Consider the following 24735-nt stretch of genomic DNA (forward strand, 5'->3'; position numbering starts at 1 on the left):
GAGGTGCTGCGGGGGCGTCCTCAGCCGATGGGGTGGATGTCGGTGCGTTCGCGGGTGGCCACGACCACCGAGTCCTCGGGGATCCGCCGCCAGTCACGGCCGTCGTCGAAGGGCTCGGAGGCCAGCCACGCCCCCTCGCCCTCCCCCCGGCTCTCCTCCCTCCGCAGGGTGTACAGGGTGTCCCCCGCGGCCGTCCCGACGATCACCTCTCCGTCGCTGGCCAGCAGGTTGTACCTGCCCTCGGAGTGCTCCCGGGCGTGTCGGACCACCGCGGCCAGGGACGCGGCCAGGTCCCCGGAGGACCGCCACAGCCGTACGGTGTGCGCGAACAGGGGCGCGGAGTCCACCGGTGCCCGCGCGTCCAGGGCACCGGGCGGGAACGGCGCACCCAGGGCCGCGGCCAGCGCCTCGTCGTCCTCAGCCGCCCCGTTGTGGCTGAACAGGAGGCGGTCGGCACGGAAGGGCTGGGCTCCGGACTCCTCCGAGCCGAAACCGACGGTGGCGTCGCGGACCGCCGCGACCACGCACCCGGAGGTGATGGCGCGGGCGGCGTCGGCGAAGGAGGCGTCGCCCCAGATGGGCATGGCCCGGCGGTACCGGAGCGGCTCGGGGGGCCGGTCCCCCTCGATCCGCTCCCGCTGGGGCCGCCCCGGTCCCTGCGGATACCAGCCCGCACCGAAGCCGTCGGCGTTCACGGTCCCGTACCTCTGCCGGCGGGGCGCCCAGGACTGGACGTGCAGCGAGTGGGGCGCCGCGTACAGCAGGTCGTGGAGCGTGCGCGGCGGCCCCAGGTAGGCGAGGTGGCGGCACATCAGCCGCGGTCCGCGTCGCGTGCGCAGCGGAACCCGCTGAAGATCTGGCGGCGGACCGGGTGGTCCCAGTTGCGGAAGGTGGACCGGACCGCCGTGGGGTGGGTGGCCCAGGACCCGCCGCGCAGGACCTTGTAGCCGTCCTCGAAGAAGACCTCCGAGTACTCGCGGTACGGGAAGGCGGTGAACCCGGGGTAGCCGTCGAAGGTGGTGGAGGTCCACTCCCACACGTCGCCGACCAGCTGCCGCACCCCCAGGGGCGAGGCCCCGTCCGGGCGGCTGCCGACCGGGTCCGGTCCGAGCCTGCGCTGGCCGAGGTTGGCGTGGCGGCGTTCGGGTTCTCCGTCGCCCCAGGGAAAGCGCAGCGAGCGCCCGGTGGCGGGGTCGAACCGGGCCGCCTTCTCCCACTCGGCCTCGGTGGGCAGCCGTTTTCCGGCCCAGCGGGCGTAGGCCTGTGCCTCGTGGAAGCACACGTGCTGCACGGGTTCGTGCAGGGGCACCCGTTCACGGCGGCCGAACCGGCGGCGGGCCCACACGCCGTCCTCCTCGGACCAGAAGGCGGGGGCGAGGGCTCCGCGCCGTTCGCGCCACCGCCACCCGTCGGCCGTCCACCAGCGCGGGTCCAGGTACCCGCCGTCGGCGACGAACTCCAGGTAGGCGGCGTTGGTGACCGGGTCGGTGTCGATCCAGTACGCGTCCAGGCCGACGGTGTGGCCGGGGCGTTCGTTGTCGTAGGACCAGGGGTCGTCGTCGGTGCCCATGGTGAAGGGGCCCGCCGGGACCAGGACCTCGGCGGCGGCGGGCGGGGCCGGTCGCGCGAAGGCGGGCTCCTCCTCCAACAGCACGGGGGCGCCCCGGCGCAGCTGGTGGGTGGCGAGCATGGTCTCGTCGTGCATGTGCTCGTGCTGGATCACCATGTGGAACACGAACCCCGAGTCCAGCAGGGAGCGTTCCCCCGGTGTCGCCCCGCCCGAAGCCGCACCGGGCTCCCGACGGGGCGCGGGGACGGCGGAGAGGTCGGCGGCGTCGAGGGCGTCCAGGACCTCGCGGCGCACCCGCTCGTTGTACTCGCGCGCCTCCTCGGGCCGCAGCAGCGGCAGGGAGACGCGGTCGGCCCTGGGGTTCTCGAAGGCGTCGTAGAGACCGTCGATGTCGGGGCGCAGCGCCTCGCGTCCCCCGGCGGCCCGCAGCAGCCACTGCTCCTCGTAGTTGCCGACGTGCGCCAGGTCCCAGACCAGCGGAGACATCAGCGGGGAGTGCTGGGCGAGCAGGTCCTCCTCGTCCAGGGCGTCCAGGGTCAGACCGTTGCTGCGCCGCCTGCTCCGGTCCAGTTCGGCGGCGATGCGCTCCTTGGCGCGCTCCTGCTCGTGGCTCATGAGGAACCTCCACTGTGCGCGGGACGGGCCCCGGACCCCTCGTCCACGGTCGGCCCCGGACCGGTTCCCGGCCGTGCCGGGCGGGGCTCGGGGACCCGCGCCCCGCCCCCGGCGGTCCCCTGGGAGCCACTGCCGCGGCCGGTGTCCGGACCGCTGTCGGCGGGGCAGAGGCCGCGCCGGACGTAGCGGTCCGCGTACTCGTCGACGAGGGCCGCCAGCCCGGCCGCCCCCATCCGCGGCAGTGCTTCCACCGCGGCGTCGAAGCAGGTCCGGGCGCAGGCGTCGACCTCGGGGGCGGCGGGGCCCAGGCGGGCCGAGTCCAGCCACAGCACGGGTTCGGGGGCGGTGCCCCGGCACATCCGCTCGGTGGCCTCCTCCGCGACGGCACGGGCGCGGGGGTCGTCGGTCAGGGCGGCGGCGAGCGCCACCGGGACCGGCCACCAGCGCAGCGGGAGGGCGTCGATCATGCGCAGTTCCCACCAGCCGCGCGGGCGCACGGGAGGGAAGAGCGTGGACAGGTGGAACTCCAGGTCGGCGAGGGTCAGCGGACGCGGTCCCCGGCCGTCGGCCCAGTCGGCCAGGCTGATCCCCGGGTCGGCGGTCCACTCGCCCCCGCCGCCGGGGATCTCGGGGACGGCCATCACCCGGGCCTCGAGGGCGTACTCGGCCCAGGCGGTCGCGGGGTCGGTGCGGGTGTGCGGCTCCAGGACGGGTCTGGTCCGTGTGGCGTCGGTGGCCGCCCAGATCGCCCAACGGGTGGACTTCCAGCCGGTGGGGCGGCCGCGCCAGACGGCGGAGTTGGCGAAGGCCGCCACCAGGACGGGGCCGAGACGGTGGACGAGTTCCCACCGGGAGCGCAGGTCGGCGTCGTCGGCACCGGTGTCCAGGCACACCTGGAGTGAGGCGGTGCTGCACATCATGGTGTGGCCGCTGGGGTGGCGGTGGTTGGCGAAGAAGCGCTCCATGGCGGTGTACCGGGGCAGCCGGAGCTGGCGGACGGGGGGCCGCACGGGGTCCAGGGCGGTCTCGGACAGGCTCAGTCCGGCGTCGGCGAGGGTCTTGCTGATGTGGTCCAGGTCCCTGGCCAGAGCCTCGTGGGCTCGTGCGGGGCCCGGCAGTGCGGCGGAGCTGAGCTCGATCTGGCCGCCGGGTTCGAAGGTGATCCGGCTTCCCGCGGGAGGGGGGCCACAGGCCTCCAGCAGTCCCGTGAGACGGTCGATGGTGACGGGCGCGGTGGGTTGTTCGGGGTCGGTGACGAGCCATTCGGTCTCGGCCCCGACCTTTCCGGGGGGTCCGGTCTTGAAACAGACCCCGTTGATGTACTCGTGAACGTCTTCGGTGGTCATGGGCACCATGGGCTGCTCCCTCGGAGTTACGCCTCCAAGGTCCTGCCCCGAGGCCCGCAGCGGTGAACGTGTGTGATCAACCCAAATCCTCGTGTCCGGGTCCGCCGGCCCGGGCGGGCGTACCACCGCCCGGGCGGCACACCCGCTGGCGTCGGTGTTCTCGTCGGCACGCTCCGCACACCCCGGCGAAACGTGACTACGATCACACTCAACCCATGGACAGGAAGCCCCTGACCCGTTCCTGGACGATCGACTGTTCCTGCTGGTCAAGGTCGATGTCGAACACCTCCCGCAACACCGGCCCCACCTCTCCCAGAGCCAACTCCCGCACCTCACCGGTGCCGTCGACCCGGTCGACGGTCAGGGTCGTGTTGGTCAGCGCGTACCTGGTTCCGCCCGTGGTCCGCGCAGCCATGAGGCGGTTGCCGAAGGGCGAGCGCGGGTGGGTGGTGAGGTAGTGGCTAAAGATGCCGTAGTCCTGTGGCAGGTTGCCAGCGGTGCTGAAGGAGTACAGGTTCTGCCAGCGCCTGCCGTTGAACCCGCGCAGCAGCCACTCCTCGTCGCCGACCTCCGAGATGCGGTCCAGCCGCAGGTTCCAGCCGCCCTGGGAGACCTGGTGGCCGTCCGCGAACGGGAACGGCTCCACCAGGCCCCCGCCGCCGAACCCGACGTCGGCCAGCCAGGGCCCGCCCTCCGCCGCCACCCTCAGCAGGGCGTGGGTGGAGGGACGGGGGCGCCCGTCCCCGCCCATCAGTACCCGGGCGCTGAAGGCGGTCAGGGGGAAGCCGAGCCGGTCCAGGACAGCGGCGAGCAGGAGGTTCTGCTCGTAGCAGTACCCGCCCCTGCGGTGGTGGACCATCTTGTCGGTCAGGGAGGGGACGTCGAGCCGCACGGAGCGCCCCAGCACCAGGTTGAGGTTCTCGAACGGAATCGCCGCCAAGTGCGCGCGGTGCACGACCGCAAGGGTGTCCGGGGTGGGCGGCAGCTCGCCGGACAGGCCGACACGGGACAGGTAGGCGTCCAGGTCGAGGTCGCCGCCGCCCCAGAAGTCGCGGTCGGTGAAGACCCGTTCCGGAGGCGGGGCCTGGGCGGCGGGCGGGGCCGGAACGGGCTCGGTGAACGGCGCGAAGGGCGGTGCGGTGGTGTGTTCGTCGGTCGACATGTCCCTGGCAACGAAGGTTATGCCTGGCATGTTCCGGTATGGGCGGTTTCCTCCCGTCCGCAATCGGCCGGAGGAGGCGGGTGTACGGCGGGACTTCCTGGAGACTTGCCCGGTCGGTGGAACGCAACCGGCCGCACCGCCGCGGGAGCCCGGCGGGGCCGGGGAGGACAGAACGCCCGTGGCGGCGCGGTCAGGGGTCAGGGAGCGGCCGGACCGTCCGCGCGCAGGCGCCCGGACCCGTCCGCGGCCGACCAGTGGCAGGCGACCCGGCGCTGCGCGCCGCCGCCCAGGACCGCGGGGTCCGCGCTCGTGCAGAGGTCGGCGACCCCGGCCCGTTCGGCCTCGCCGGAGGCCAGGACCGGGCAGCGCGGGTGGAACCGGCAGCCCCTCGGCACCTGTTTGGGGTCCGGCGGCTCGCCGGAGAGCACCACGGGCCCCTCGGACGCTTCCGAGTCGGGCAACACCGACAACAGCGCCCGGGTGTACGGGTGAGCGGGGGCGGACAGGACCTCCTCCACGGTCCCCAGCTCCACCACACGGCCCAGGTACATCACGGCGACCCGGTCGGCGATGTTCCACGCCAGCCCGAGGTCGTGTGTGGCGACCAGGGCCGACAGGCCAAGCTCGGCGCGCAGCTCCAGCAGCAGCCGCAGGATCTCGCCGCGCACCGAGGCGTCCAGGGACGCCACCGGCTCGTCGGCCACCAGCACCTCGGGGTCCAGGATCAGGGCGCCGGCGATCACCACCCGTTGGCGCTGGCCGCCGGAGAGCTCGTGCGGGTATCGGGCGAAGAACCGTTCGGGCGGGCGCAGACCGGCCCGGGACAGGGCCCCGGCGACCCGCTCGGACTCGTCGGCCGTGGTGCCCTCGTGGACCCGCAACCCCTCCACGACCGACTCGTAGACGGTGCGCCGGGGGTTGAGCGAACCCGTGGGGTCCTGCTGTACCAACTGGACCCGGCGCCGGTAGGAGCGCAGGTCGCGGGAGCGGTAGCCCAGCGGGGAGCCCTCGAACACGACCCGGCCGCCGGTGGGGCGCTCCAGGCCGAGCAGCGCCCGGGCCAGGGTGGTCTTCCCGCAGCCGGACTCCCCGACCAGGGCGACGATCTCCCCGGCCGCCACGTCCAGGTTGACCCCGTCCACCGCGCGGGCGGTGCCGCGGCCCCCGCCCGGGGCGAACCCTGCGGTGAAGGCCACCTCGACCGCCTCGGCGCTGAGGATCGGTTGACCGACCCCCTCCGAGCCGGGGGCGGAGGAGGGCTGTCGTGAGTCGGTGTCGGCGCTCAACGGCTCGTCTCCTCTTCTTCCTCCGCGCTGCCGGGGCCCGGACCGCCGGGATCCGGACCGCTCCGCGCGGAACCGTCCCGTGCGGAGTCCGTCCGCTCGGGGCCGCCGCCCGGCCCCACGTGCACGCAGGCGGCGTGCCGGGCGGAGCGGCCGTCGCGGTCGGGCCGGACCGGCCACAGGGGCGGGTCCACCGTGGCGCACACCGTCTCGGCGACGGCGCAGCGCGGCCGGAACACACAGCCCGAGGGCGCCTGCGCCGGATCCGGCGGATCACCGGGAAGCCCCCGGGGCGCCAGGCGCGAGGCCGGGTCACCGATCCTGGGGAAGGCTGCGCTGAGCGCGCTCGCGTAGGGGTGGGCGGGTTCGTGCACGACCTCCCCCGCGGGCCCCTGCTCCACGATCCGGCCCGCGTACATGACCGCGACCCGGTCACAGGTGGCGGCCAGGACGGACAGGTCGTGGCTGATCATCAGCATGCCGATGCCGCTCTCGTCGACCAGCCGTTCCAGCAGGGCGAGGATCTGGGCCTGGATCATCACGTCCAGGGCGGTGGTCGCCTCGTCCGCGATGATCAGACGCGGCTCGCAGGCCAGCGCCATCGCGATCATCACCCGCTGCCGCTGCCCTCCGGACAGCTGGTGGGGGTAGTCACGGCGCCGGGAGGCGGGCAGTCCCACCTGTTCGAGGAGGTCGGCCACGCGGGCCCCGACCCGGTCCGGCTTCACGAGTGCGTGGACGAGGAGGGGTTCGGCGATCTGCTCACCGATCCGCTGGACCGGGTTGAGCGAGTGCATGGCACCCTGGAACACCACCGAGGCGCCTGCCCAGCGGACGGCGCGCAGGCGGCCCCACCTCATCCGGAGGACGTCCTCGCCCTCCAGCAGGATCTCGCCGGTGATGCGCGTCCCTGCGGGGAGCAGCCGCAGGAGCGCCAGGGCGACGGTGGACTTGCCGCTGCCGGACTCCCCCGCGACCCCGAGGGTGTCTCCGGGGTCCAGGGACAGGTGCACCCCGCGCACGGCGGGGACGTCGCCACCGCCGCCGGAGTAGGTGACGTGCAGGTCGCGGACGTCGAGAAGGCTGGTCAACTCTGCCCCCGGAGCCGTGGGTTGATGACGGACTCGACCGCGCGTCCGCACAGGGTGAAGGACAGCGCGACCACGGCGATCGCCAGACCCGGCGGGATCATGTACCACCAGATCCCCGCGCTGATCGCCCCGGCGGTGCGGGCCGATTCGAGGATGCCGCCCCAGGAGATGGTGGTGGGGTCCCCCATGCCGAGGAACGCCAGTGTGGACTCGGCGATGATGGAGGTGGCCACCAGCAGCGTGGTCTGGGCGAGCACGACCGGCATCACGTTGGGCAGGACGTGCCAGCCCATGACGTGTGTGTGGCCGCCGCCCAGGGCTCGGGCCCGCTCCACGTAGGGCCGGGCCTCCACGGCCAGGGTCTGGGCGCGTACCAGGCGTGCGGTGGGCGGCCAGACGGTGAGCCCGATCGCGATGACGATGGTTCCGGTGCCGCGCGGCAGGACGGCGGCCAGGGCCACGGCCAGGACCAGGGTGGGCAGGACCAGGAACCAGTCGGTGACGCGCATGAGCAGCGTCGACACGATCCGGCCGCCGAGGCCGCCGGAGGAGCCGAAGTGCCCGGCGGTGACGCCGACCAGGGTCCCCAGGGTCACCGACACGAACGTGGCCAGCAGGCCGACGGTCAGCGACACCCGGGCGCCCCAGACGATCAGGTCCAGGACCGAACGGCCGAAGTTGTCGGTCCCCAGGGGGTACTCCCGGCTGGGCGGCTGGTAGGAGTCCCCGGGTGCGCCGGTCACGGTCAGGTGGGCCTGGTCGACGAACAGCGGCGCGGTCAGGGCGAGCGCGCCGATGGTGAGCAGCGAGGCCAGCCCGAGAAGACCGGCCCGGTTGCGGGCGTACTCGCGGACGAACCGGCCCAGGGCCTCGCGGCGCCGCCGACGGGCCAGTGCTCGGGCGGTGACCGCCGGGGTCCGCGCGCGGCTCCCGGTCGCGGGTCCGGCGGGGGCCGGTCCGGTAGGGGCGCTCATGGGCGCACCCGCGGGTCGAGCAGGGGGTACACCAGGTCGGCCAGGAGGTTCATGAGGATCACCGAGGCCGCGAAGACCACGAACAGGCCTTGGACGAGGCCCAGGTCGGGTACGCGCAGGCCGGAGTAGAAGAGCTGGCCGAGGCCGGGCCAGGAGAACACGGTCTCCACGAGGATGACCCCGGACACGACCTGCCCCAGGTTGAGGAAGACGAGCGTCACGGTGGGCAGCAGGGCGTTGGGGACGGCGTGCCTGCGGCGCACGAGGGCGTCGCGCAGCCCCTTGGCGCGCGCCGTGGTCAGGTAGTCGGCGCCCTTCTCGTCCATCAGCGAGGAGCGCATGATCATCAGGTACTGGGCGTAGATGACCGCGACCATGGTGGTCACCGGCAGCACCATGTGCCGGGCGGTGCTCAGGGCGGTCTCCAGCGGCCCGCTGACACCGGGGTCGACCATGCCGCCGGTGGGGAACAGGTTGGGCATGAAGCCGCGCCCGGAGGCGAGCAGCACGATCAGCAGCAGTCCGAGCCAGAACGTGGGCACCGACCAGAAGAACAGCGCCACCCCGGTGCTGACCCGGTCCCCGCGGCCCCCCGGCCGCCACCCGGCACGGGCGCCGAGGAGCAGGCCCAGGAGGGCGGCGACGACCGTCCCGGTCCCGGCGAGCAGGACGGTCGGGCCCAGGCGTTCGAGGATGAGGGCGACGACGGGTTCGCGATACTGGAAGGAGACCCCCAGGTCGAACCGGAGGAGCCCGCCGGCGTAGTCGAGGAACTGCTGCCACAGCGGCTGGTCGAGGCCGAACTGGCGGCTCAGCTCCTCGCGCTGTTGCGCGGTGACCTCGCGCCCCTCGGTCATGGCCCGGACGGGGTCGCCGGGCAGGATCCGGAACAGGAAGAACCCGGCGACGATCACGGCGAACAGGGAGACCGCCGCGGTGGTCAGGCGGCCGAGCACGTAGGCGGCCACCCGAGCCGTCCGGCCGGGCCCGGCGGGGGACTCCGGAGCGGGGGCGGGGACGCCGCCCGTCTCGGGGGCCCCGCCCGTCTCGGGGCGCGTGGTCCTCACTCGCGGTCCTCCACGGTGGAGCGTCGCCGGATGAGGACGAGGGCCCCCACGGCCAGCAGGACGAGCACACCGGCACCGGTCCCGATGAGCACACCGCCGGACACGCCGGTTCCTCTGGCACCGCCCGCCCCGGAGAGGGCCGCCTCCGCGGGTTCGGCCGACCACCAGGCCCAGTAGCCGTCCTGGCCCCAGATGTTGCCGCCCTCGGCGGGCTCCAACTGGATGTCGGCGATGTGGTCGGTCCGGTAGGCCTCCATGATGTTCGGGTAGGTCAGGACGTTGACCACGGCCTCCCGGTAGAGGACCTCCTGGAGCTGGTGGACGATCTCGGCGCGGGCCCGGCGGTCGTACTCGGCCAGCTGGGCCTCGTACAGCTCGTCGTACTCCTCGTCGCAGAAGTAGGCGTCGCCCTGCATGGTGCCCGGTTCGTCGGGCAGCGCGCCGCAGGTGTGGATGCTGAACACGTAGTCGGGGTCGGGGTTGACCGTCCATCCGGTGAAGATGAGGTCGTACTCGGCGTCGTAGAGGGCGTCGCTGAGGATGCCGGGGTCGACGGTCCGGTTGTCGATCTCGATGCCGATGTCGGCGAGGCGTTCGGCGATCACCAGCCCGGCCTGGACGTTGTCGGGCCGGTCCGCGTGGACGTGCATGCGCAGTTCGAGGCGGTCGCCGTCGGGTGAGACGCGCACGCCGTCGTCGCCTCTGGCGTAGCCCGCGTCGTCGAGCATCTCGTTGGCGGCCCCGGGGTCGAAGTCGAGGAAGGCCTCGTCGCCCTCGGGGGCCCAGTGGAAGTCCGTGTAGCGCGGCGGGATGTAGCCGCCCGCGGCGACGGCCTGGCCGTTGGAGCCCTGCTGGGCGATCTCCTCGTTGTCGATGCCCATGACGATGGCCTGGCGCAGGGTCAGGTCGCTCAGCGCGGGGTGCCCGTCACCGAACTCCTCACCGTCCCGGGTCACGGCCCCCGGGTTGATGGTGAAGGCCTGGAAGCGCTTGCCGTCGGCGATGTTGACGGCGATGTCGTCAACGGTCTCCAGGGACGTGACCTGGGCGTCGGTGAGTTCGTAGACGAAGGAGACCTCTCCGCTGCGGAGCGCCTCCACGGCGGCGTCCTTCTCCGAGTAGTAGCGGAAGTAGAGCTCGTCGAAACCGGGAGCGCCCCGCCAGTGGTCGGGGTTGGCCTCCAGGCGGATGTGCTCACCCCGTGAGTGCTCGGTGAGGACGAAGGGACCGCTGCCCACCGTGGGGAGGTCGTCCGCGGTGTAGCCGGAGAAGGCGTCGCCCTCCGCCTCGATGATCGGCTCCCACACGTGCCGGGGAACGATCGGGACCCGCAGGGACTCCATGGTGGCCTGGGGCTCGTCCAGCTCGATGACGACGGTCGCCTCGTCCTGCGCCGTGACGGTCTCGAACCCGGCGACGTAGTTGCCGTTGGCGACCGCCGCGGCCTCGTTCTCCATCATGGTGTCGAACGTCCAGGCGACGTCCTCGGCGGTGAGCTGCTCGCCGTCGGTGAAGTAGGCGTCGTCACGGAGGTTGAACGTCCAGGTCAACCCGTCCTCGGAGGTCTCCCAGCTCTCCGCGAGCGAGGGTTCCGGTTCGTTGGTCTGCGGGTTCACCGTGGTGAGGCTGTCGTAGACGTGCCGGAGGATGTTCGTGGTGACGGCGAGCTGGGCCGTGAAGGGGTTGAAGGAGTCGACCTGCTGGGCGACCGCGACGGTCAGGGTGCTGCTGTCGGCCTCGTCCGCTGCGGCCGGGACCGCCGTGAGGCTGCCGAGGAGGAGCAGCGCGCCGCCGGAGGCCGCTGTCCGCCGGAGGAGGGTGCCGGTGGGAGGGTGGTCGGTCTGCATGACGGCCCCTGTCGGGTTTCGTGGGGTGGCGGCCTTGCCACCCGGGGGTTGTTGGTTGTCTACCAACCCGCCGCGACAAGCGTCAATGATCTTCGGGGTGAGGCGCGGTATCGCAACACATTCGACTCCTGGCCTGGTGAAACTGGTGTTTCGTGGGTTTCTTGTGGCTTTTGTTCCCCGACCGAAACCGCTCCCGGATTCGCGGCGAATGACGGACTCCGCTACGGTTCCCGCCATGATGGGGCACTCGCACGCACTCAGTGGCGTGGTCGGCTGGATGGCGGTCGTACCGTTCGTCCAGGGCAAGGAATTCCTCGGACTCAGCTTCGAGCTGGGCCCGGGCGAGATCATCGCCGGTTCGCTGGTCTGCGCGGGCGCCGCCCTGCTGCCCGACGTGGACCACAAGAGCGCGACGGTGACCAAGACCTACGGCAAGGCCACCGAGATCCTCAGCGACATCCTCAGCTGGGCCTTCGGCGGGCACCGGATGGGGACGCACTCCTTCTTCTTCGCCGTCCTGATGGGCGCCCTGGTCCAGGCGCTGGCGCTGTGGTCGGAGCTGGCAGTGCAGATCTTCGTGTTCCTGCTGGTCGGTATCGCGCTCCAGGGCCTGGGTTTCGGCATGGACAAGAACCGGACGGCGTCGGGGATCATCAACGCCCTGGGGACGGCGGCGATCACCCTCACCCTCTACTCCGTCGGTGTGAACTACACCTGGCTGGGCCTGGCGGTCGCCTTCGGTGTCGTCCTGCACTTCTTCGGCGACATGATCACGAAGATGGGCGTGCCGATCTTCTGGCCGTTCTGGAAGAAGCGCATCGGCCAGAACCAGGGTTTCGCCACCGACGGCCCGGTCGAGCAGAAGGTCGTCACCCCCCTGCTCACCATCGGCGTCATCATCGGTTCGATCTACCTCTTCGACTGGCCCTCCCTCCTCCCCGAGCACTAGGGGCGTACGGCGGGGCACCCGCCCGGGTGAGCCGCCTGGCCCGGAACGGCAGCGGCTGTCTAGGCTGGCTCGGGTGACACGAACAACAGAGGGCATCAGCCCGCAACTGCACGCCTACGTCGTCGACCACAGCCTGCCCGTGGACCCGGTCCTGGCGGACCTCGCGGAGGAGACCGCACGCCTGTTCCCCGACCACCAGGGGATGCAGATCGGCCCGGAGCAGGGAGCGTTCACCACCCTGCTCACCCAGTTGTCCGGCGCCCGGAACGCGGTGGAGATCGGCACCTTCACCGGGTACTCCGCCATCTGCTTCGCCCGCGGGCTGCCCGAGGACGGCACCCTCCTGGCACTGGACGTCAGCGAGGAGTGGACCTCGGTGGCCCGGCGGTACTGGGAGCGGGCCGGGGTCGCGGACAGGATCACGCTGCGGATCGGCCCGGCCCTGGACTCGCTGCGCGCCCTGCCCGGGGAGCCGCAGTTCGACCTGGCCTTCCTCGACGCGGACAAGACCGGCTACCTCGACTACTGGGAGGAACTGGTACCCCGTATGCGGCCCGGCGGACTGCTGCTGGCCGACAACACCCTCTCCCACGGGCGCGTGGTGGACCCGGCGGAGGACTCCCCGTCCGTGCAGGGCATCCGGGACTTCAACGACCGCCTCGTCGCCGACGACCGCGTCACCCAGGTCCTGCTGCCGATCGGTGACGGACTCACCCTGGCCCGCAGGCTCTGACCCGCGCCCGCCCCGGGCGACCGGGTCCCGGGGCGGGTCCGGTGCGAGTTGTCCACAGGTTCACCGGTACCCCCGGCGCGGACACTGCAGTCTTCGGTAATGTCCAGTCCCATGCGCCTGCTGCACACATCGGACTGGCACCTGGGCCGTTCCTTCCACCGGGAGAACCTCATCGACGCCCAGGCCGAGTTCCTCGACCACCTCGTCGACGCCATCCACGCCGAACGGATCGACGTGGTGGTGGTCGCCGGCGACCTCTACGACCGCGCCCTGCCGCCGGTCGACGCGGTGCGCCTGTTCGACCGTGCTCTCGGTCGGATCCGGGCCACCGGCGCCCGGGCGGTCCTGATCAGCGGCAACCACGACTCCATGGCCCGGATGGCCTTCGCCACCGACCTCATCGACGCCTCAGGGGTACACCTGCGCAGCTCCCTGGACGGGATCGGCACCCCCGTGGTCATCGACGACGAGCACGGCCCGGTGGCCTTCTACGGCATCCCCTACCTGGAACCCGAGATCGCCCGCCACCACTGGGGGCTGCCCGAACGCGGCCACCCCGCGGCGGTCGGGCACGCCATGGACCTGGTCCGGACCGACCTGGCCCAGCGCCCGGGCACCCGGTCCGTGGTGCTCTCCCACGCCTTCGTCACCGGCGGAGAGGCCTCCGACAGCGAACGCGACATCTCCGTGGGCGGCGCCTCCCACGTGCCCGCCTCGGTCTACGACGGCGTGGACTACGTGGCCCTGGGGCACCTGCACGGACGCCAGACCATCACTCCCGCGGTGCGCTACCCGGGCAGCCCGCTGGCCTACTCCTTCTCCGAGGAGCACCACCGCAAGGGCTACTGGGTGGTGGACCTGGACGCCGACGGGTTCGCCGGAGCCGAGTTCGCCGACGCGCCCGTCCCCCGGCCGCTCGCCCGGATCCGGGGCCGGATCGACCAACTCCTCACCGGCCCGGAGTGGGCGCGCTACACCGGCCACTGGCTCCAGGTCACCCTCACCGACCCGCGCCGCCCGGCCCAGCCCATGGACCGGCTCCGCGAACGCTTCCCGCACACCCTGATGCTGGACTTCGACCCCGAGGGGACCCCCGACCGGCGGCCGGTCACCGTCGCCGTCGCCGAACGCCCCGAACGCGAGGTGGTCGCCGACTTCGTCGAGTGGGCACGGGGCACCGCCGCCACCCCCGCCGAGCGTGAACTGGTGGACCGTGCGGTCGAAGAGGTACGCGTCCAGGAAGGGACACGCTGATGCGGCTGCACACCCTCACCATGACGGCCCTGGGGCCCTTCGCCGGAACCGAGACGGTCGACTTCGACCGGCTCGGTGCCGGCGGGCTCTTCCTGATCCACGGCCCTACCGGTGCCGGTAAGACCTCCGTGCTGGACGCGGTCTGCTTCGCGCTGTACGGCGACGTCCCCGGGGCTCGCGGCAAGGACCGCTCACCCAGGAGCGACCACGCACCGCCCGGACTCAGACCCGAGGTGACCCTGGAGTTCACCGTCCAGGGCCGCCGCGTGCGGATCGAACGCAACCCGCGCTGGGAGCGCCCCAAGAAGCGCGGGTCCGGGACGGTCACCGAGAACCAGAAGGTACGCGTCTACGACTGGCGGGAGGACCGCTGGGAAGGGGTCACCACCCGCCCGGACGAGGCCGGACAGTTCGTCGGCGATCTCCTGGGGCTCACCCTCACCCAGTTCTGCCAGATCGTCATGCTGCCCCAGGGGGACTTCGCCCGGTTCCTGCGGGCCAAGTCCGACGACCGGCGCAAGTCCCTGGAACGGATCTTCAACACCCGGGTCTTCCGGGACGTGGAGGAGTGGTTCGGCGGACACACCAGGAAGCTGGAGCGCGAGGTGCGCGCCGCCGACGAGCGGGTGCGCGCCGTCGCCGGGCGCATCGCGGAGGTCAGCCGGACCACCGCCCCGGAGGCCCCCGGGGAACTCACCGCCTGGGCCGCCGAACTGGCCTCGGTGTTCACCGCCACCGCCAGCGACGCCGAGGCGGTCACCGCGGGGTTCACCGGCGCCCGCGACCGCGCCCAGGAGGCCCTCACCGCCGGGCGTGACCTGCGGAGCCGCCAGGAACGCCTGGCCGCCGCCCGGGAACGCCGCACACTGATGACCGGGGACCGCGAGTGGCGGGCCAGGATCGACGAGCAGTTGGCCGCCGCGGAGCGAGCCGACCCCGTACTGCCGTTCCTGCGCGCCCGCGACCATCGCCGTACCGAGCTGGACAAGGCCGAACTGGCCGTCACCGACCGGCTGTCCCTGGTGGGCGACCTGCCCGACGTCGGCGCCACCGCCCTGAGCGGGCCCGGTTCCCCCGCCGCGCTGCGCTCGGCCGAGCAGTCCCGCCGCGACGAACTCGCCCGGCTGGACCTGCTGCGCGGTGACGCCGAACGCCGCCGCTCCCTGCACCGGGAACTGGGCGGGCTGGACCGGCGGATCGCCTCGGTACGCACCGGGGCCGTCCGGGCGCGCGAACGCGTGGGCGCGCTGCCGGCCCGGGTCGAGAAGGTCACCGGGGAACTGCGCCGGGCACGCGAGCAGTCCGGGCTGGCCGACGCCGCCGGGGCCGCCCTGGAGCTGGCCAGGCGACGGCACGGCGCGGCCGTGGAGCACGAACAGCTCGGTACCGAACTGGAGCGGGCCGAGGAGGGGTGTCGGCGGGCGGTCGACACCGCCCAGGCCGCCCGGGACCGGGCCCAGGAGCTGCGGGAGCGCCGGATCAGGCAGATGTCGGCCGAGCTCGCCGACAAGCTGGTCGACGGGGAGCCCTGTGCGGTGTGCGGGGCCGCCGAGCACCCCTCCCCCGCCCGGCCCAGTGCGGGGGGCCTGGTCTCGGACGAGGAGGAACGGGCCGCCCGAAGCGCCGAGGAGAGCACTGCCGCACGACGCACCGAGGCGGAGAACTCCCTGGTGGAGCTGCGGGGACGGCACACGGCCGCCGCGGAGCTCGCCGAGGGCCGCACGGTGGCCTCCGCGGCCGCGGAGGTGGACGCCCGCGAGCGCGAACTCGCCGAGGTCCGCGCCGCCGCCAGGGAGGTGCCCCGGCTGGAGGAGGAGTTGGCCCAGGTCACCGGGGATCTGGAGCGGGCCCGTGACCAGGAGGGGGAGCTGGCGCGTGAGGAGAGCGAGCTGGTCGCCCGCCGGGACGAGGGCGCCAAGGAGCACCGGCGGCTGACCGAGTTGCTGGACCGGGCCCGGGGCCGGGACGCCGGGCTGGACGAGCGCATCGCCCGGCTGCGCGGGGAGGCCGAGGGGCTGCGCGGAGCCGCGGAAGCGGTCGACCAGCGCGACCGGGCCGCCGAGGAGCTGCGCACCGCGGCCGCCGAGGTGGAACGGCAGTTGGCCGAGGCGCGTTTCGAGGACGAGGCCGAGGTGGTCGGGGCGTACCTGGACGAGCGCGACCGCCGCACCAAACGGAACCGGGCCCGGGAGTTCGACGACGGGCTGGCCGCGGCCGAGGCGCAGCTGGCCGACCCCGAGCTGGTGGCAGCCGGGGCCGAACCGGCCCCGGACCTGGCGGCTCTGGAGGCCGCGGCGGAGGAGGCCGCGGGCTTCGCGGACCGCGCGGTGGCCTGGCAGAGCCTGCTCGCCGAGCGGGCCCGGAGGCTCACGGCGCTGCGCGGCGACCTCGGCGACCAGTTGTCGGGGTCGGAACCGGTGCTGCGGCGTTACGCGGTGGCGCAGGGTCTGAGCGCCCTGGCGGCGGGGACGTCCGCGGACAACACCGACAGCGTGCGGTTGTCCGCCTACGTGCTGGCGGCCCGACTGGAGCAGGTGGTGGAAGCTGCCAACCAGCGGCTGCTGACGATGTCGGACGGCCGGTACGAGCTGCGGTACACGGTGGACAAAGCCGCCGGGGACGGCAGGGCCCGTTCCGCCGGCGGTCTCGGGATGCGGGTGCTGGACGCCTGGACGGGGGTGGAACGCGACCCGGCCACCCTGTCGGGCGGGGAGACCTTCTTCAGTTCGCTGGCGCTGGCCCTGGGCCTGGGCGACGTCGCCACCGCCGAGGCGGGCGGCACCGAGATCGACACCCTGTTCGTGGACGAGGGTTTCGGGACGCTGGACGAGGACACCCTGGAGGAGGTGCTGGACGTGCTGGACCGGCTGCGGGACGGCGGACGCGCGGTCGGTGTGGTCAGTCACGTCGCCGACCTGCGTCAACGTGTGACCACACGTCTGCAGGTGGTCAAGGACTCCGGTGGCTCCCGGGTGAGGCACCACGGCTGACCTCGGCCGCGGGCCGTGCTCCGGTCCCGAAAGCGCCAAGGACACCCCGGATTGGTACACCGGCGGGGCGGTGCGACAATGACCAGCGTGAATTCGCTGGTCAACATCGCCGTGTTCGGAATCGGGGGCGCCATCCTGGTGGCGGCCCTCATCGGTCTACTCCTCGTGGTCTCCGGGAGTGCCCACGGGAGCTCGCCCCGGCTGCTCACCGCCTTCGGGGGCGCTTCGGTGGTGCTGTTGGTGGTGCTCCCGGCCCTGGCCGCGCTCAACGTGATGGCCGGCGGCGGCGGTTTCTGGGCGGGTCTGGTCAACGCGACCGTGGTCGCCGCCCTCATGTACGCGGTCAACGTCGCCCTGCTACCGGTCCTGGCCCGGCGCCAGGCCATGGTGAGCGGTCGGCCCGGCCTGACCGACCTCAGGCCTTCGGCCTCGGTTCTGCTCGGCGGACTGGTCGTCTGCCTCGGTGTGGGGCTGCTTGTGACGGGTGTGACGGCGTTCGTCGTCTGATCCCGTCCTCCCCGTCCCCGTGACCGCTTCCGGCCCCGGGCGCCGGGACGCCGGAGCACCCTCGGTGGTTTCGTGGCGGGTGCCCCTGCGCGGTCGGCGGTGGTACAGGCGGTCATCGGCAGTTGTCCGGAGCTCCGGCTCAGCGGACGAACCCGCCGCAGGACGGCGCAGGGGGTGCCCGGCGGGGCACCCCCTGCGCTTCCGGGTGGCTGGTCAGCCCCTGCCGGACGGGTCGCCGACTCCCCCGGGCCCCTCGGACGCGTCCGTCTCCTCGGGGGCCTCGACCTCCTGGGGTACCTCGACCGTGGCGGTCGCGGTGCCCCCGGCCCCGGCCGGGGCACCCTCGCGCGAGCGGCGGTCGAGTTCGGCCAGGTAGGCGTTGTAGGCGTCCATGTCGGCGTCGTCGGACCCGCCGCGGCGGCTGTGCCGTTCCCTGCGGCGCTCCTGGCGCTCGTCGTCACGCGACCACTGCACCACCAGCGCCAGCATCACCAGGACCGTGGGGATCTCGCCCAGCGCCCAGGCGACACCACCGCCCGCGTACTGGTCGGCGGCCTGGTCGGTCATCCAGGGGATGTCGAACTGGCCGTAGTACTGCATGGCCATCGGTGTGGCCTGCTCCATGATCGCGATGCCGAAGAAGGCGTGGAACCCCATCGCCACCAGCAGCAGCAGGATGCGCAGCAGGAAGGGGACCTTCCTCGGGGCCGGGTCGATCCCGACGATGACCCAGTAGAAGAGGAAACCCGAGATCAGGAAGTGCACACCCATGAACAGGTGACCGAGGTGGTCGTTCATGAGCGTGGGGAACAGCGGGGTGAAGTACAGCGCGTACGGGCTGAACACAAAGATCGGGGCGGCCACCGCCGGATGGGTCACGATCTGGGAGAACCGGCTGTTCAGGAACGCGTTGAGCCATTCGCGGGGACCCCGGTCGCCGCGCTTCTCGGCGGGCCGGAGCGCACGCAGGGCCAGCGTGGCCGGGGCGCCCAGAACGAGGAGGATCGGGGTGAGCATGGCCAGCACCATGTGCTGGATCATGTGCGTGGAGAACATGATCATCGCGTAGGTCGCGAACCCGCTGAGCTGGACCGCGACGATGGTGAGCAGACCCAGCAGGAAGGCGACGGTGCGGCCGACCGGCCAGCTGTCGCCCCGCTTGACCAGCCGGTACACGCCGCCCAGGTACAGGGCTCCCGAGACCGCCACGAACATGATGAAGAACAGGTCCGGACGCCACAGGGTCAGGAGGTTCTGCGTGCTCATGGCGGGCGGGATCGGGAAGCCCAGGATGGCGGCGGCCGGATCGACGGTGCTCTCCAGCGGCGGAGGCGGCGCGGTGCGGCCCAGGCCCACGGAGACGCCGATGACGGCGGCCATGATGAGGACCTCGGCTCCGGCCAGCAGCAGGAAGAGCCAGCGGCGGAAGGCGTGGCCGGCGCTGCCCCGGGGGGTCTGCCCGATCCGGGCCACGACCCACCGGCGGTGGGCGTAGCCGAAGACGCCGAGGATCCCGAAGAGGACGATCTTCACGACGATGATGAGGCCGTACTCGGTACCGAACAGGTCGTCCAACGAGTACAGGCGGGCCAGGGCGCTGGCCGCGCCGCTGACCGCCACACCGACGTAGGCCCACAGGGCCAGACGGCTGAAGCGGTGGGCTGCGGTCTGCGGTTCCTGGGCGTCCGCGCGCATGGCGTGATAGGTGAGCGCCACCAGACCGCCCACCCACGCGCAGATGGAGACCAGGTGCAGGGCCAGCCCGGTGACGGCCAGTTCGTGGGCGCCGGAGGAGGCGGAGTGACCGGTCAGCGCGGGGGGCGTGACCGCGACCAGGGACGCGACCAGGAGCCAGAGCCCTCCGGTCGCGGTGGTGGCCGTACGGCCGAACAGCGCGATGCCCGTCGTGATGAGGACGACGAACATCAGGGAGATGCCGCTGGACACCGACCCGGCGTAGGCGGTGACCTCGTCGACCGACACCTCGCCCATGGGCTTGGCGAGGAACTCCGAGGCCTGGAAGTACAGGGTGGCCACGGCGCCGAGGGCCCAGACCAGGGCGGTCCAGGTGGCGCCGCGCACGTAACCGGCGGCCTGCGGGGACAGGTGCCCCTTCTTCGAGGCGAGGAGGACGACCGCCATGAGCAGGAGGCCGATGGTCAGGACCGCGGCGGCGTCCATCACCGTCTTGGCGACGGGCAGGCCCCAGCGGACCGCCTCGCCCGCGTCGGGCAGGCCCGGGATGACCTGGGCGAAGACTGATCCGCCCAGGATGAGTGTGGCGCCCAGGGCGATCACGCACAACAGCCCGGCGAGTACCGCCAGCACGGCGAAGGCGGTCGTGCCCGGGGCCTTGTCCAGGTACTCCTTGAGGGGGGATGCGTTTTTCTGTGCGGGAGGAGCCACGCGCCACTCCGTCGTCGAGGTTCGGTCAACTGGCAGGTCAGCGCCCTCGGCCGTGGTGGCCATCCCGCTGCTGTCCGGTCGGGGTCCGGCAGGGGCCGTGCACGGAGGAACACCTGGACCAAGGTTAAACCGTTTACTACACAGTGTCGGACTTGGGCCTGACCACTCTCCCTCCCTCCCCCGGAACCGTGCCCGGACACGCGGACCCCGCCCGTACCCCCGTGGGGATCCCCGGCGGGTCCGGACGGGAAGTGACGTTTCCCCCTTCTCGGCGCGGCCTTCGCGATACGCTCGACCTCCCGGCCGAGGCCGCGGACCGCCCTCTCGTGCCGTCACCCCTCGTCGCCGTGTCCCCTCGCACGGCCGCACAGCAACACGAACGCACGACAGCGCACGAAGGGGGAGGGCGATGCCCGAGTTCGACAGTGTCATCCGATCACGCAGGACCGTGGTCCCCGAGGGGACCAGGCCCGCCTGTGTGGGGATCCGCGACGGACGGATCGAGGCGATCCGGCCCTATGCCGCCGAGCTGAGCGCGCGTGAGGTCGTGGACCTCGGCGAGACGGCTCTGCTGCCCGGCGCGATCGACCTGGGCACCGGTGTGCACGTGCCCGGTCAGGAACTCCGGGAGTCCTACCTGCGGACCGGTGAGGCCGCGCTGCGCGGCGGGGTGACCTGTGTGGTGGCCTCCCCCGCCCCGGGGCGGCCCGCCATCATCTGCGCCGACTCCCTCCAGCTCCACCAGCGCGCGGCGGCGGGCACCGCGGTCCCGGTGGCCTTCCTCGGCGGGGTGACGCGGGGTACGGGGCCGCTGGACCTGGCCGACCTGCACGCCGGAGGGGTGGTGGCCTTCCAGGGGTCGCTGTCGGACGGGGGCGCCCCCGACATGGCGGCGCTGGAGGACGCCCAGCTACGCAAGGCCATGGCCGAGATCGCCGCCCTGAACGCCCTGCTGGTGGTACACGCCGAGGACGCCCGGGAGCTGGGGGCCCCGCCGGTGGCGGCGGAGCAGCGGCCGCCCCGGGCCGAACGCAGGGGCCTGGAGCGGGTGATCGCGGCGGCGCGCGTGGTGGGTGCGCGCACCCACGTGGCTCCTTTCACCGCCGCGGAGTGCGCCGCCCTGCTGGCCGCGGCCGGCGCGGTGGGGGTGGGTCTGACCGCGCACACCTGTCCGCACTATCTGTGCCTGCCCTCCGAGTATCCGGGCCCGGGGTCGCCGGCGCGGGCCTGCCGTCCGCCGCTGCGCTCCGACGCCAACCGGAAGGCGCTGTGGAGCGCACTGCTGGAACCGGACTCGGCGATCCTGACCGTCGGTTCGGGCCACCTGCCCGCGATCGGCCTGTACACCCTGGAGTGGAGCCTGTCCGCGCTGTGGACGGCGGCGCGTAAACGCGGTCTGTCCCTGTCCGACCTGGCGCGGTGGACCTCCCAGGCCCCCGCGGACCTGTTGGGGTTGGGCGGCCGGGGCCGGATCCGGGAGGGTTTCGACGCCGACCTGGTGGCCTTCGGGGACCAGGCGGCGCAGACGGTCCCGGAGAACGATCCCAGCCCCTACGCCGGGATGCGGTTGACCGGGCGGGTGGAGCGGGTGTGGGTGGCGGGACGGCCGACGCGGGTGGCTCCTGCGGCTCGGGCGGGCGCGGCGGAACAGGCGGGTGCGGGGGGACCGCGGGTCTGATCGGGATCCCCCCGGGCAACCCCGTGTCACACCGCACACTGCGGGCTTACACCCTGTCAACATGGCAACGAACAGCCATGCACATTGGCGATGGCGCGGATGTGCCTTCGCAGGTCACAGTGGAAGGTATCGATGGCGATACCAGTTGGAGGAACCGTGCGCATCGGCGTGCCCCGTGAGATCAAGAACCACGAGTACCGGGTGGCGATCACCCCTGCGGGTGTCCACGAGCTGACCCGCCGGGGTCATGAGGTCTTCGTCGAACGCGACGCGGGCCTGGGCTCCTCCATCACGAACGAGGAGTACGAGGCGGCGGGCGCGGGCATCCTGGACACCGCCGACGAGGTGTGGGCGGCCGGGGACCTCGTCCTCAAAGTCAAGGAGCCCGTCCCGGACGAGTACCACCGCATGCGCGAAGGCCAGACCCTGTTCACGTACCTGCACCTGGCGGCCTCCCGCGAGTGCACGGACGCCCTGTTGGAGCGGAAGGTCACCGGCATCGCCTACGAGACGGTGCAGCTGCCCGACGGCTCGCTGCCCCTGCTCGCCCCCATGTCCGAAGTGGCCGGACGGCTGGCCACGCAGGTCGGTTCGGTGACGCTGCAGCGCCCCAACGGGGGGCGCGGCGTGCTGATGGGCGGTGTCCCGGGGGTGCGTCCGGCACGCGTCACCGTGGTCGGCGCGGGCGTGTCCGGGCTGAACGCGACCCAGATCGCGGTGGGCATGGGCGCGGACGTGACCGTGCTCGACCTGAACGTCAACAAGCTCCGCCACGTCGACTCCCTGTACCGGGGCCAGGTCAAGACGGTCGTGTCGAACGCCTTCGAGCTGGAGCTGTCCGTCCTGGAGTCGGACATGGTGATCGGCGCGGTCCTGGTCCCCGGCGCCAAGGCCCCCAAGCTCATCTCGAACGAACTCGTCTCCCGGATGCGCCCGGGCGCGGTGCTCGTGGACATCGCGATCGACCAGGGCGGCTGCTTCGAGGACTCGCGTCCGACCACCCACGACGACCCGACCTTCACCGTGCACGACACGGTGTTCTACTGCGTCGCCAACATGCCGGGGGCCGTGCCGAACACCTCCACGCACGCCCTCACCAAGGACACGCTGCGGTACACGGTGGCCCTGGCGGAGAAGGGCTGGAAGCAGGCCCTGCGGGACGACGCCTCCCTGGCGGAGGGCCTCAACACCCACGACGGTGACCTGGTCTACTCCCCGGTCGCCGAGGCCCACGGCATGAAGCACCGGGAGCTCTCCGAGGTGCTCGCCTCCTAGGTCCGGCCTACCGGGGCGGTGGGGACCGCGCAGGAGGACGGCCCCCACCGCCCCGGCCCACGCACGCCTCGACGGTCTCCGCCCGGAGGCGACCGCCTGCGCGATCGACCCCGTCAGCGGAGCCGGGCGAACCGCCACCCGCCCGCCCAAAGCCCCTCCCACCTGGGCGCCCGAACGGAACTACCCCTTGCGGACGGGGTGTTCGGCCGGGTCGGCCGGGGGTAACGTCGAGAGGTGGGCCCTCCGTCAGTCGGGCCCGTGACCGGGTTCCGAGCACATGAGGTGGGGCAGCAGTGACACACACCGGAGCGGTAACGGTGACCCGGCTCGTCGAGGTCGAACTCGTGCGGTTGCGCCCCTCACTGGCCGGGCGCGGTGCCGACCGGGCGGTTCCGGTACTGGTCCGGGTGTCCGACGGCCAGGTGAGCGGCTGGGGTGAAGTGCCCCGGGCGACCCCGCAGCAGTGGGAGGCCCTCTCCCGTGACTTCGCGCCCGCCCTCCTGGCGCACGAGTGGCGCCGTCCCACCGAGGTGACAGGGACCTTCGCCGACCTGCCCTGGGACCCGGCCCTGGTGGGTGCGCTCGACACCGCCTGCTGGGACCTGTGGAGCCGCCAGCGCGCCACTCCGCTGGCTCACTCGCTGGGCGGGGAGCGCACCGCGCTCACGGCGGGGGTGACCCTGCCGCGGCAGGTGACCCTGGAGTCGGTGGTCACGGAGGTGAACCGCCAGGTCGGTGCGGGTTTCCGGCGGATCAGGCTGGAGGTCGAACCGGGCTGGGACGCCGACGTGGTCCGGGCCGTACAGGCCAGCTTCCCGTTCCTCGTCCTCCAGGTGGACGCGGGCGGGCGCTACACCGAGTCCCCCGCCGACCTGGACGCGCTGCGTGTTCTGGACGCCCTGGGACTGTTGGCGATCGAGGACCCCTTCGCCTCCGACGACCTGGCCGCGCACGCCCGGCTCTCGGCCGAGTTGCGCACCCCCGTGGCGCTGTACCGGTCGCTGTCCTGCGTGGAGGACCTGCGCGAGGCGGTCGGGGCCGAGGCCGGTCGGGCGGTGAACGTGGATCCTGTCCGCCTGGGCGGGCTGACCGCCGCCCGGCGGGCGGTGGACCGGGCGGTCGACGCCGGCTGGCAGGTGTGGTGCGGCTCCTCGGCGCTGACCGGGGTGGGCCGGGCGGCCACGGTCGCACTGGCCTCCCTGTCCGGGGCGAGCCTGCCGGTGGAGATGCCGGGGGCCGGGGGTCGAGGCCGCGACCTGGTGGTTCCTCCGGTGCGCGCACACGACGGGGTGGTCCCGGTGCCGCTGGCCGAGAGCGGTCTGGGGCACGACGTGGACCGTGCTGCGCTGTCCGGTTACACCTCGCGGACCGTGGTACTGGATACGCGGACGGCCGGGGATCCGGGCCCCGCCGCCACTTAACCGAACACCGTTAGGTAAGGTGGCGCGCATCACCGTCCGGTCCCCGGAGCGCACCGGCACCTGACGCCGGAGCGCGCCGAACCCCTATCGAACGTGGAGGCGTGGTGCGCGTATTCGCCGACGTCCAAGAGGTCATCGCCGCCCAGGGTGAACACCTGGGCCACACCGACTGGCTGACCATCGACCAGAGCCGCATCGACAAGTTCGCCGACGCGACCAACGACCACCAGTGGATCCACCTGGACGCGGAACGGGCCGCCGAGGGCCCCTTCGGCGCCACCATCGCGCACGGGTTCCTCTCCCTGTCGCTGCTGGCCCACTTCTCGCAGAGCATCTTCTCCCTGACGAAGAAGCCCCAGATGTCCATCAACTACGGCCTCAACAAGGTGCGCTTCCTGCAGCCGGTCACGGTGGGCTCGCGGGTGCGCGACGCCGTGCAGCTCGCCGAGGTGAAGGAAACCCCCAAGGGCTACCTGGTCACCACCGAGCACACCGTGGAGATCGAGGGCCAGGAACGCCCCGCCCTGGTCGCCGAGAGCCTCGGGCTCTGGGTTCCCTGACGGGACC

19 protein-coding genes are annotated in these 24735 nt (G+C 72.7%); 9 read left to right on the forward strand and 10 right to left on the reverse strand.

Annotated features, from left to right (window positions below):
• Window positions 1-20: 20 nt before the first annotated feature.
• From egtC to IE195_RS24760, 9 genes are all read right to left on the reverse strand, one after another.
• Window positions 21-812, reverse strand: coding sequence for an ergothioneine biosynthesis protein EgtC (egtC, locus tag IE195_RS24720; RefSeq protein ID WP_191275884.1), 792 nt, complete (start codon window positions 810-812; stop codon window positions 21-23).
• Complete coding sequence (gene egtB / locus IE195_RS24725; RefSeq protein WP_191275885.1) at window positions 812-2185, reverse strand: ergothioneine biosynthesis protein EgtB; 1374 nt, start codon at window positions 2183-2185, stop codon at window positions 812-814. Before egtB ends, egtC begins: the two co-directional genes overlap by 1 nt.
• A complete protein-coding gene (gene egtA, locus IE195_RS24730; protein WP_191275886.1) occupies window positions 2182-3540 on the reverse strand; it encodes an ergothioneine biosynthesis glutamate--cysteine ligase EgtA in 1359 nt (452 codons plus the stop codon). Before egtA ends, egtB begins: the two co-directional genes overlap by 4 nt.
• Window positions 3541-3739: 199 nt before the next feature.
• Window positions 3740-4693, reverse strand: coding sequence for an arylamine N-acetyltransferase family protein (locus IE195_RS24735; RefSeq protein WP_191275888.1), 954 nt, complete (start codon window positions 4691-4693; stop codon window positions 3740-3742).
• 197 nt (window positions 4694-4890) lie between these two features.
• The gene (locus IE195_RS24740; protein WP_191275890.1) at window positions 4891-5979 is read right to left on the reverse strand and encodes an ABC transporter ATP-binding protein; all 1089 of its coding nucleotides are present in this window, start codon (window positions 5977-5979) and stop codon (window positions 4891-4893) included.
• Window positions 5976-7067, reverse strand: coding sequence for an ABC transporter ATP-binding protein (locus tag IE195_RS24745; protein WP_191275892.1), 1092 nt, complete (start codon window positions 7065-7067; stop codon window positions 5976-5978). Before IE195_RS24745 ends, IE195_RS24740 begins: the two co-directional genes overlap by 4 nt.
• Complete coding sequence (locus IE195_RS24750) at window positions 7064-8041, reverse strand: ABC transporter permease (RefSeq protein WP_191275894.1); 978 nt, start codon at window positions 8039-8041, stop codon at window positions 7064-7066. The genes IE195_RS24745 and IE195_RS24750 overlap by 4 nt, the downstream gene beginning before the upstream one ends.
• Window positions 8038-9108 (reverse strand): ABC transporter permease, encoded by a 1071-nt coding sequence (locus IE195_RS24755; RefSeq protein WP_191275896.1) that lies wholly within the window; start codon window positions 9106-9108, stop codon window positions 8038-8040. The genes IE195_RS24750 and IE195_RS24755 overlap by 4 nt, the downstream gene beginning before the upstream one ends.
• Complete coding sequence (locus IE195_RS24760; protein ID WP_191275898.1) at window positions 9105-10955, reverse strand: ABC transporter substrate-binding protein; 1851 nt, start codon at window positions 10953-10955, stop codon at window positions 9105-9107. Before IE195_RS24760 ends, IE195_RS24755 begins: the two co-directional genes overlap by 4 nt.
• A gap of 235 nt (window positions 10956-11190) precedes the next feature.
• On the opposite strand from IE195_RS24760, the gene IE195_RS24765 reads away from it, so the two are divergent.
• The 5 genes from IE195_RS24765 to IE195_RS24785 all read left to right on the forward strand — a co-directional run bounded on the left by IE195_RS24765 (window position 11191) and on the right by IE195_RS24785 (window position 17388).
• Window positions 11191-11904: a metal-dependent hydrolase gene (locus tag IE195_RS24765; RefSeq protein WP_191275944.1), complete on the forward strand. Its 714-nt coding sequence runs from the start codon at window positions 11191-11193 to the stop codon at window positions 11902-11904.
• A gap of 73 nt (window positions 11905-11977) precedes the next feature.
• Window positions 11978-12637: an O-methyltransferase gene (locus tag IE195_RS24770; RefSeq protein WP_191275900.1), complete on the forward strand. Its 660-nt coding sequence runs from the start codon at window positions 11978-11980 to the stop codon at window positions 12635-12637.
• 99 nt (window positions 12638-12736) lie between these two features.
• The gene (locus tag IE195_RS24775) at window positions 12737-13891 is read left to right on the forward strand and encodes an exonuclease SbcCD subunit D (protein ID WP_191275902.1); all 1155 of its coding nucleotides are present in this window, start codon (window positions 12737-12739) and stop codon (window positions 13889-13891) included.
• Entirely contained in the window at window positions 13891-16881 is a 2991-nt protein-coding gene (locus tag IE195_RS24780) for an AAA family ATPase (RefSeq protein ID WP_191275904.1), read from the forward strand. Before IE195_RS24775 ends, IE195_RS24780 begins: the two co-directional genes overlap by 1 nt.
• Before the next feature lie 78 nt (window positions 16882-16959).
• Complete coding sequence (locus IE195_RS24785) at window positions 16960-17388, forward strand: hypothetical protein (protein WP_191275906.1); 429 nt, start codon at window positions 16960-16962, stop codon at window positions 17386-17388.
• A gap of 213 nt (window positions 17389-17601) precedes the next feature.
• On the opposite strand, the gene IE195_RS24790 is transcribed toward IE195_RS24785, so the two are convergent.
• Complete coding sequence (locus tag IE195_RS24790) at window positions 17602-19794, reverse strand: bifunctional copper resistance protein CopD/cytochrome c oxidase assembly protein (RefSeq protein ID WP_191275908.1); 2193 nt, start codon at window positions 19792-19794, stop codon at window positions 17602-17604.
• 409 nt (window positions 19795-20203) lie between these two features.
• Between IE195_RS24790 and IE195_RS24795 the strand changes: the two genes are divergently transcribed.
• From IE195_RS24795 to IE195_RS24810, 4 genes are all read left to right on the forward strand, one after another.
• Window positions 20204-21472, forward strand: a complete 1269-nt coding sequence (locus IE195_RS24795; protein WP_191275910.1) for a dihydroorotase — start codon at window positions 20204-20206, stop codon at window positions 21470-21472.
• A gap of 156 nt (window positions 21473-21628) precedes the next feature.
• Window positions 21629-22747 carry an alanine dehydrogenase gene (gene ald / locus IE195_RS24800; RefSeq protein ID WP_191275947.1) on the forward strand — a complete coding sequence of 373 codons (1119 nt, stop codon included), beginning with the start codon at window positions 21629-21631 and terminating at the stop codon, window positions 22745-22747.
• Between the two features lie 293 nt (window positions 22748-23040).
• Window positions 23041-24168 carry an enolase C-terminal domain-like protein gene (locus IE195_RS24805; protein ID WP_191275913.1) on the forward strand — a complete coding sequence of 376 codons (1128 nt, stop codon included), beginning with the start codon at window positions 23041-23043 and terminating at the stop codon, window positions 24166-24168.
• Between the two features lie 104 nt (window positions 24169-24272).
• Window positions 24273-24728 (forward strand): MaoC family dehydratase, encoded by a 456-nt coding sequence (locus IE195_RS24810; RefSeq protein WP_191275948.1) that lies wholly within the window; start codon window positions 24273-24275, stop codon window positions 24726-24728.
• Window positions 24729-24735 lie beyond the last annotated feature (7 nt).

Source organism: Nocardiopsis terrae, assembly GCF_014651695.1.
Taxonomy (GTDB): domain Bacteria; phylum Actinomycetota; class Actinomycetes; order Streptosporangiales; family Streptosporangiaceae; genus Nocardiopsis; species Nocardiopsis terrae.